At 65.4% G+C, this 7574-nt stretch carries 7 protein-coding genes; 5 read left to right on the top strand and 2 right to left on the bottom strand.

Annotated features, from left to right (window positions below):
- From VN856_RS15815 to VN856_RS15795, 5 genes are all read left to right on the top strand, one after another.
- Positions 1-1035, top strand: a 1035-nt coding sequence (locus VN856_RS15815) for an Hsp70 family protein (RefSeq protein WP_325690640.1), incomplete at its 5' end; no start/stop codon positions are given.
- Positions 1032-1679 carry a nucleotide exchange factor GrpE gene (gene grpE, locus VN856_RS15810; protein WP_414686970.1) on the top strand — a complete coding sequence of 216 codons (648 nt, stop codon included), beginning with the start codon at positions 1032-1034 and terminating at the stop codon, positions 1677-1679. The genes VN856_RS15815 and grpE, both read left to right, overlap by 4 nt.
- A 43-nt stretch (positions 1680-1722) precedes the next feature.
- Positions 1723-2898 carry a molecular chaperone DnaJ gene (gene dnaJ / locus VN856_RS15805; protein ID WP_325690638.1) on the top strand — a complete coding sequence of 392 codons (1176 nt, stop codon included), beginning with the start codon at positions 1723-1725 and terminating at the stop codon, positions 2896-2898.
- On the top strand, positions 2898-3269 hold the full coding sequence (locus VN856_RS15800) for a heat shock protein transcriptional repressor HspR (RefSeq protein ID WP_325690636.1): 372 nt from the start codon (positions 2898-2900) through the stop codon (positions 3267-3269). The genes dnaJ and VN856_RS15800 overlap by 1 nt, the downstream gene beginning before the upstream one ends.
- Positions 3270-3398: 129 nt before the next feature.
- The gene (locus VN856_RS15795; protein WP_325690634.1) at positions 3399-6575 is read left to right on the top strand and encodes an AAA family ATPase; all 3177 of its coding nucleotides are present in this window, start codon (positions 3399-3401) and stop codon (positions 6573-6575) included.
- Here VN856_RS15795 and VN856_RS15790 read toward each other — a convergent pair.
- Together VN856_RS15790 and VN856_RS15785 are read right to left on the bottom strand one after the other, a co-directional pair.
- On the bottom strand, positions 6572-7462 hold the full coding sequence (locus VN856_RS15790; RefSeq protein WP_325690632.1) for an aldose 1-epimerase: 891 nt from the start codon (positions 7460-7462) through the stop codon (positions 6572-6574). The two genes, VN856_RS15795 and VN856_RS15790, sit on opposite strands and share 4 nt — an antisense overlap.
- Positions 7463-7471: 9 nt before the next feature.
- Positions 7472-7574 (bottom strand): hypothetical protein (locus tag VN856_RS15785; RefSeq protein WP_325690642.1); only part of this gene is annotated, 103 nt, incomplete at its 5' end.

The raw sequence follows: 7574 nt of genomic DNA, 5'->3' as shown, positions 1-7574 counted from the left end.
GCCGAGTTCCAGAAGATCACCCAGGACCTGCTCGACCGCACGCGGCAGCCGTTCCAGTCGGTGATCAAGGACGCCGGTATCGCGGTGTCGGAGATCGACCACGTGGTGCTGGTGGGTGGTTCCACCCGCATGCCCGCGGTGACCGAACTGGTCAAGGAGATGACCGGCGGCAAGGAGCCCAACAAGGGTGTCAACCCCGACGAGGTCGTCGCCGTGGGTGCCGCGTTGCAGGCCGGTGTGCTCAAGGGTGAGGTGAAAGACGTTCTGCTGCTTGACGTCACACCGCTGAGCCTTGGTATCGAAACCAAGGGTGGCGTGATGACCAAGCTGATCGAGCGCAACACCACCATCCCGACAAAGCGGTCGGAGACCTTCACCACGGCCGACGACAACCAGCCGTCGGTGCAGATTCAGGTCTTCCAGGGTGAGCGCGAAATCGCTTCGCACAACAAGCTGCTCGGCTCGTTCGAGCTGACCGGTATCCCGCCGGCTCCGCGCGGTGTCCCGCAGATCGAGGTCACCTTCGACATCGACGCCAACGGCATCGTGCACGTCACGGCCAAGGACAAGGGCACCGGCAAGGAGAACACGATCAAAATCCAGGAAGGCTCCGGCCTGTCCAAGGAGGAGATCGACCGGATGATCAAGGACGCCGAGGCGCACGCCGACGAGGACCGTAAGCGCCGCGAGGAAGCCGACGTCCGCAACCAGGCGGAGACGCTGGTCTACCAGACCGAGAAGTTCGTCAAAGAGCAACGCGAAGCCGAAGGCGGTTCGAAGGTTCCCGAGGACACGCTGAACAAGGTGGACGCCGCGGTGGCCGAAGCCAAGACGGCGTTGGGCGGCACCGACATCGGTGCCATCAAGTCCGCGATGGAGAAGCTGGGCCAGGAGTCGCAGGCTCTGGGTCAGGCCATCTACGAGTCCACCCAGGCCGAGCAGGCCGCCGGTGGCGCCGAGCCCGGTCCGGGCGGATCTGGTGCCGATGATGTTGTCGACGCGGAGGTGGTCGACGATGACCGGGAGGGCCAGTGACCGAAGGCAATCCGCAAGAGCAGGTAACCGTCACCGACAAGCGGCGGATTGATCCTGAGACCGGCGAGGTACGTCACGTAGCTTCTGGTGCCGCCCCTTCGGGGGCGGCCCCGGAAGCGCCGGCCGGCAAGGTCTCTACCTCTGACGAGAAGGTTGCCGAGCTGACCGCTGATCTGCAGCGCGTGCAGGCCGACTACGCCAATTACCGCAAGCGGGCCCTGCGCGACCAGGAGGCGACCGCCGAGCGGGCGAAAGCCGCGGTGGTCAGCCAATTGCTGGGCGTGCTGGACGATCTTGAGCGGGCACGCAGCCACGGAGACCTCGATTCGGGCCCGCTGAAGTCGGTCGCCGACAAGCTGTTCGGCGCACTGACCGGGCTCGGATTGACGGCCTTCGGCGCCGAGGGCGACGACTTCGACCCTGCGCTGCACGAGGCCGTGCAGCACGAGGGCGACGGCGCAGAAGGCTCCAAGCCGGTGATCGGCAATGTGATGCGACAGGGCTACAAGCTCGGCGAGCAGGTGCTGCGGCACGCGCTGGTCGGCGTGGTCGACACCGTCGCGGATAACTCGCCGACCGCCGACCCAAGCGATAACGACGCGAACGAGGGTGAGCAGCACGCAGAATCAGAACCGTCGGAGTAACAACGACGGCAGGACTCGAGGAAGGCGAAGGAGGTGACGCGCTATGGCTCAACGTGAATGGGTCGAAAAGGACTTCTATAAAGAGCTCGGCGTCTCCTCTGACGCCAGCGCCAAAGACATCAAGACGGCGTACCGCAAGTTGGCGTCCGACCTGCATCCGGACAAGAACCCGGACGGGGCCGAACGGTTCAAGGCAGTTTCCGAGGCATACAGCGTTTTGTCCGATGAGGCCAAGCGCAAGGAGTACGACGAAACCCGTCGGCTCTTCGCCGGCGGGGGATTCGGCCGGCGATTCAACGGCGGCGGGGGCGACTTCGCCGGCGGCTTCGGTGTGGGCGGAGACGGCGCTGAGTTCAACCTCAACGACCTGTTCGACGCGGCCGGCCGCAGCGGCGGCAACAACATCGGGGACCTGTTCGGCGGATTGTTCGGACGCGGCGCACAGACCCGGCCCAGCCGGCCGCGTCGCGGCAACGACCTGGAGACCGAGACCGAACTCGACTTCATGGAGGCCACCAAGGGCGTGGCGATGCCGCTGCGGCTGACCAGCCCGGCGCCGTGCACCAACTGTCATGGCAGCGGAGCCAGGCCGGGCACCAGCCCGAAGGTCTGCCCGACGTGCAACGGCGCGGGCGTAATCAACCGCAACCAGGGGGCTTTCGGCTTCTCCGAGCCGTGCACCGAGTGCCGCGGTAGCGGGTCGATCATCGAGCATCCCTGCGATGAATGCAAGGGCACCGGTGTCACGACCCGCACCCGCACCATCAACGTCCGGATACCCCCGGGCGTGGAAGACGGGCAGCGGATCCGGCTGGCCGGCCAGGGCGAAGCAGGATTGCGCGGCGCTCCGTCGGGTGACCTATACGTCACCGTGCACGTGCGCCCGGACAAGGTGTTCGCGCGTGACGGCGACGATCTCACCGTCACCGTTCCAGTCAGCTTCAGCGAATTAGCACTGGGAACAACACTTTCCGTGCCGACCCTGGATGGCAAGGTCGGTGTCCGGGTGCCCAAGGGGACGACCGACGGTCGGATCCTGCGGGTACGCGGCCGCGGTGTACCCAAGCGCTCCGGCGGTCAGGGTGACCTGCTGGTCACCGTGAAAGTCGCGGTCCCGCCGAACCTGGAAGGCGCCGCGAAAGAAGCGCTGGAGGCCTACGCCGTTGCCGAGCGGTCCAGTGGTTTCGACCCGCGGGCCGGATGGGCAGGTAATCGCTGATGGCCAAGAAGGACGAAGCCCGAACGTTTTTGATCTCGGTGGCCGCCGAGCTGGCCGGTATGCATGCGCAGACGCTGCGGACCTACGACCGGCTCGGGCTGGTCAGTCCTGACCGCAGTTCCGGTGGCGGACGCCGTTATTCGCAGCATGACGTGGATCTGCTCCGCGAGGTGCAGCGGCTTTCGCAGGACGAAGGCGTCAATCTGGCAGGTATCAAACGGATTATCGAGTTGACCAACCAGGTCGACGCCCTGCAGTCACGGCTGAAGGAGATGGCCGCCGAGCTCGAGGTGCTGCGGGGCAACCAGCGACGCGACATCGCGGTGGTGCCCAAGAGCACCGCCGTGGTGGTCTGGAAACCGCGCCGCTGACGCGGCGCTGATCGCGTCTCGCCGCAAAACCGAACCCAGGGCTATGGTCGGCGCCGTCCACGACCCTGGCTGCTGCCTCCCGGTTGATAAAAAGTGCCGTTTGGCGCTGGTGATCGTTATTGTTGGCGCATGACGGCCACGCCGGCGTGTATCGCATGCGAGGCAGAACTTCAGGCGACCGCGAAGTTCTGCAGCGAGTGCGGCACTGCCGTGTCGGCAGCCTCGAAACCAGCTGAATACAAGCAGGTGACGGTGCTATTCGCCGATGTCGTGCATTCGATGGACATCGCGGCATCGGTGGGCGCCGAGCGATTGCGCGAGATCATGACCGAGTTGGTCGAGCGTTCAGCGACGGTGGTGCGGCGCTACGGCGGAACGCTGGACAAGTTCACCGGCGACGGCATTATGGCGGTCTTCGGCGCGCCGGTCGCGCTCGAGGACCACGCGGCACGCGCCTGCCTGGCGGCGTTGAGCATCCAACGAGAGGTCGCACTGCTGGCGGACGAAGTCGAGCGACGTGACACGATCGACCTGCGTTTGCGGATCGGCATCAACTCCGGTCAGGTGATTGCCGGCGAGATCGGCTCGGGCGCTGCGGGTTACACCGCCATCGGTGAACAAGTTGGGATGGCCCAACGGATGGAGTCGGTGGCGCCGCCGAATGGAGTGATGCTCAGCGAATCCACTGCGCGGCTGGTCGAGGGGACCGTGGTACTCGGGGATGTTGAGCTGGTCCACATCAAAGGTGCCGATCAGCCGGTGCGGGCCAGAACGCTGCTGAGCGTATCGGAAGGTCAGCGCCCGCTCGGACGTGCCGAGTCGCATCTGGTCGGCCGGCGCTGGGAAACTGCCGCCATCGAGAGCCTGCTGGAACGCGCCTTCGACGGCCGAGGCGCGGTGGTCGGCGTGGCGGGTTTACCGGGCATCGGCAAGAGCCGTCTGGTGCGGGTGGTTGCCGCGACGGCAGCCGCCCAGGGCGCGGAAGTATTCACGACCTATTGCGAATCGCACGCCAGCGACATTCCCTTTCACGGGGTAGCGCGCTTGCTGCGGGCGGCCTTCGGCCTGAAGGACCTGGACGATGCGGCTGCCCGGGCCAAGGTCCGGGACCAAGCTCCCGACGCCGAGCCCGAGGACTTGCTGCTTTTCGACGATCTGCTGGGCATCGCCGACCCGGATGTCACGCTGCCGGCACTTGGTCCGGACGCAAGGCGGCGGCGGCTCACCGCCCTGATCAATGCCGCGTCGCTGGCCCGCACGGCCCCGGCGGTCTATGTCATCGAGGACGTCCACTGGATGGACGCGGTCAGTGAGTCGATGCTGGCCGACTTCGTCACGGTGGTTCCGCAGACGCCGTCGCTGGTGCTGCTCACCTACCGGCCCGAATACCGGGGCGTGTTAAGCCAGGTAGGCGGTGGTCAAACGATAGCCCTTGCCCCGCTGAATGATTCAGAGACAGTAGCGCTGGTCTCACAGTTACTTGGACCGGCCCCCTCGGTCAGCGCGCTGACCGATCTCATCGCCGGGCGCGCTGCCGGTAATCCATTTTTCGTCGAGGAGATGGTGCGCGACCTGGTCGAGCGGGGTGTGCTGCGCGGGACTCACGGCGCTTACGCGTCGACGGCAGCGCTGGCCGAGGTCAGCGTCCCGGCTACGCTGCAGGCCACCATCGCCGCGCGCATCGACCGCCTCGACGCCGGAGCCAAACGCACCCTGAGCGCAGCGGCGGTGATCGGCTCGCGATTCGACGCGAACCTGTTGCAAACGGTGGGGATCGAACCAGTCCTGGCGGACTTGCTTGCAGCCGAGCTCATCGATCAGACGCGTTTCACCGGTGAGCCCGAATATGCATTCCACCATCCACTGATCCGAACGGTGGCCTACGAAACGCAACTGAAATCTGATCGTGCCGAGCTGCACCGCCGCGTGGCGTCCGCGATCGAATCGCGTGACCCGGCGGCGGTCGATGAGCATGCCGCGTTGATCGCCGAACACCTGGAGGCCGCGGGGGACCTGCAGGTGGCCTTCGGGTGGCACATGCGCGCGGCGAGCTGGGCGACCCACCGCGACATCAACGCGGCGCGAATGAGTTGGGAGCGCGCCGCCCAGATCGCCGACGCCCTACCCGGCGGGGACCCGAACCGGCCAGCCATGCGCATTGCTCCGCGCACCATGCTGTGTGGGATTGCCTGGCGGGCTCACGTGGACAATGCCGACGACCGGTTCGAGGAACTGCGAGAGCTGTGTGCCGCCGCCGGGGACAAGACGTCATTGGCGATTGCCATGGCGGGGCTGGCGATCGATCGCATGTTTCAGGATCGGATGCGCGAGGCTTCCGGACTGGCATCCGAAGCGATGGCCCTGATCGAATCTATCGATGATCCGACCTTGACCGTGGGGCTGTCACCGCTGGCAATCTACGTCAAGGGTGAAGGTGGCGAGTGGGCTGACGTCCTGCGATGGTCGCAAGTGGTTATCGACCTGGCTGACGGTGATCCGTCCAAAGGCAACTTTCTCATCGGATCGCCGCTAGCAGCCGTCATCTACGCGAGGGGTAATGCACGGTATTCCGTGGGCGATCGCGGTTGGCGCGATGACCTGAGTCGCGGTTTAGCAATGGCCCGCGGTGCCGACCCGACGGCGTACGTCAGAGCCATCTTCTACGTCTACGCCCCGGGAATCTGCAACGGCGCATTGCGGCCCGACGATGGCGTGATGCGCGAGATCGAGCAAGCCTTGCGCATCGCTGAAAGGGCCGGTGACAACTTGGCGTTGGCGCAGGTCCGGATGGCGTTGGGCATTGCGTTGGTGCACCGTCACACGCTCGCGGACCAAGACCGCGGGCGAGAGATCCTGGCCGAGGTCAGTGCTGTGTTCCTGGAGCGGAAGCACAACCTGTGCGACTTACCGCTCCTCACTGTGTGTTTGGCACGTGAGATGGCTCGACGCGGCGACCACGGCGAGGCCATCGCCCGAATGCGCGGCGCCTTAGACTATCTCTTCCGCGAGGGACAGCCACTCATCTATGGCGCTGCTGCCACGGGTCTTTTGGTCCAGATACTGCTGGATCGCGGGACCAACGATGACGTGGCCGAAGCGAAGGCCGCAATCGATCGCCTGACCCGGACGCCGACGGAAGGCGTTGTTATACGCGATATCTGGCTGCTGCGGCTGCGCGCTCTACTGGCCCAGGCCCGCAGCGAAGCCGCGGCGTACACGGACTTCCGGGATCGCTACCGCGACATGGCGAAAACGCTTGGTTTCGAGGGTCATATCGACTGGGCCGAGGCGATGGGCGACCACTAGACCCGAATCGAGAACTGGGCGATTCCCCAGTCGCCGGGTTGCGCTGACCGGTAACCGCCACGGCGCAGCGCATCGGTGACGGCGGCCATCGGTTCGAAGCAGACGAGGTTCTCCCCGAGCGGAGCGAAGATTTGCGCCGCGGGATAGCCTTCTTCGAAGTGCACCTCGATCCGGCGGCCTCCGCCGGAAACCGCGAACGCCGCGCCGTCGGCGACCTGGTCGTACCCATCATCAAAAGCCCTGTCGCCCAACGGTTCACTGAGGGCGGGCTGGACGACCGCCTCGCCGGTGGGAAGACCTTTGTCGTCGAGCGTCAGATGGCGCATCGCCGGCGTCTCGATCAGCCACTGATCGCGCGGCACGTCCGGTAGCTGAAGGTACGGGTGAAAACCGAAACACAGCGGCACGGCGAGCTCGCCGGTAGGGGTCACCGAAAGGCGTAGCCGCAAGATCCGCTCGAACAGCGTGATGGTCAGCGCCAGTCGGTGCGGAAACGGAAAGCTGGCCAACAACTCTTCGTCCTCAGTGAAGTCCACTTCGCCGGTCAGTTGGTGACCGGATTCATGCGTCACCCGCCAGTTCGGAAAGGCCGCCAGCACACCGTGAATCGGCAGGCCGTTGGGATCGGCCCGTACCCCGTATTCACCGGCAGTCAGCGTGACCGTCTTGCCTTCGGCTTCGTATGTGTTGGCGCCCAGCCGATTTGCCCAGGGATACAACAGCGGGATGCCCATTGTTTTTCCGTTGGCCACGTAGGCGTCGAGTCCGCGTCGTTGGCCGAGTAGTTCGGCCCCCGAGTCGGTCAGCGATATGCCGATCATGCCGGCTTCTGGGACGAACTGGGCCTCTACTTCGGATGACGGATCGCTCAGCGTGACGATGTGCACCCGATGACACTAGCTGGACAACGGGTCGTGCTGAATACGCTCCGGTGGCGCACCTTTGGCGATCAGCGCGTCTTTGGTAGCGCGGACCATCTCCGGTCCGCCGCAGATCAGG

This window comes from Mycobacterium sp. (genome assembly GCF_035603715.1).
Taxonomy (GTDB): Bacteria; Actinomycetota; Actinomycetes; order Mycobacteriales; family Mycobacteriaceae; genus Mycobacterium.
Note: the sequence above shows the minus strand (reverse complement) of the source record. Positions and strands in the feature narration are given on the sequence as shown.

Coding starts and splice junctions, on each gene's coding strand:
- VN856_RS15795 (WP_325690634.1), top strand. CDS start 3,399: ATGACGGCCACGCCGGCGTGTATCGCATGCGAGGCAGAACTTCAGGCG.
- VN856_RS15800 (WP_325690636.1), top strand. CDS start 2,898: ATGGCCAAGAAGGACGAAGCCCGAACGTTTTTGATCTCGGTGGCCGCC.
- dnaJ (WP_325690638.1), top strand. CDS start 1,723: ATGGCTCAACGTGAATGGGTCGAAAAGGACTTCTATAAAGAGCTCGGC.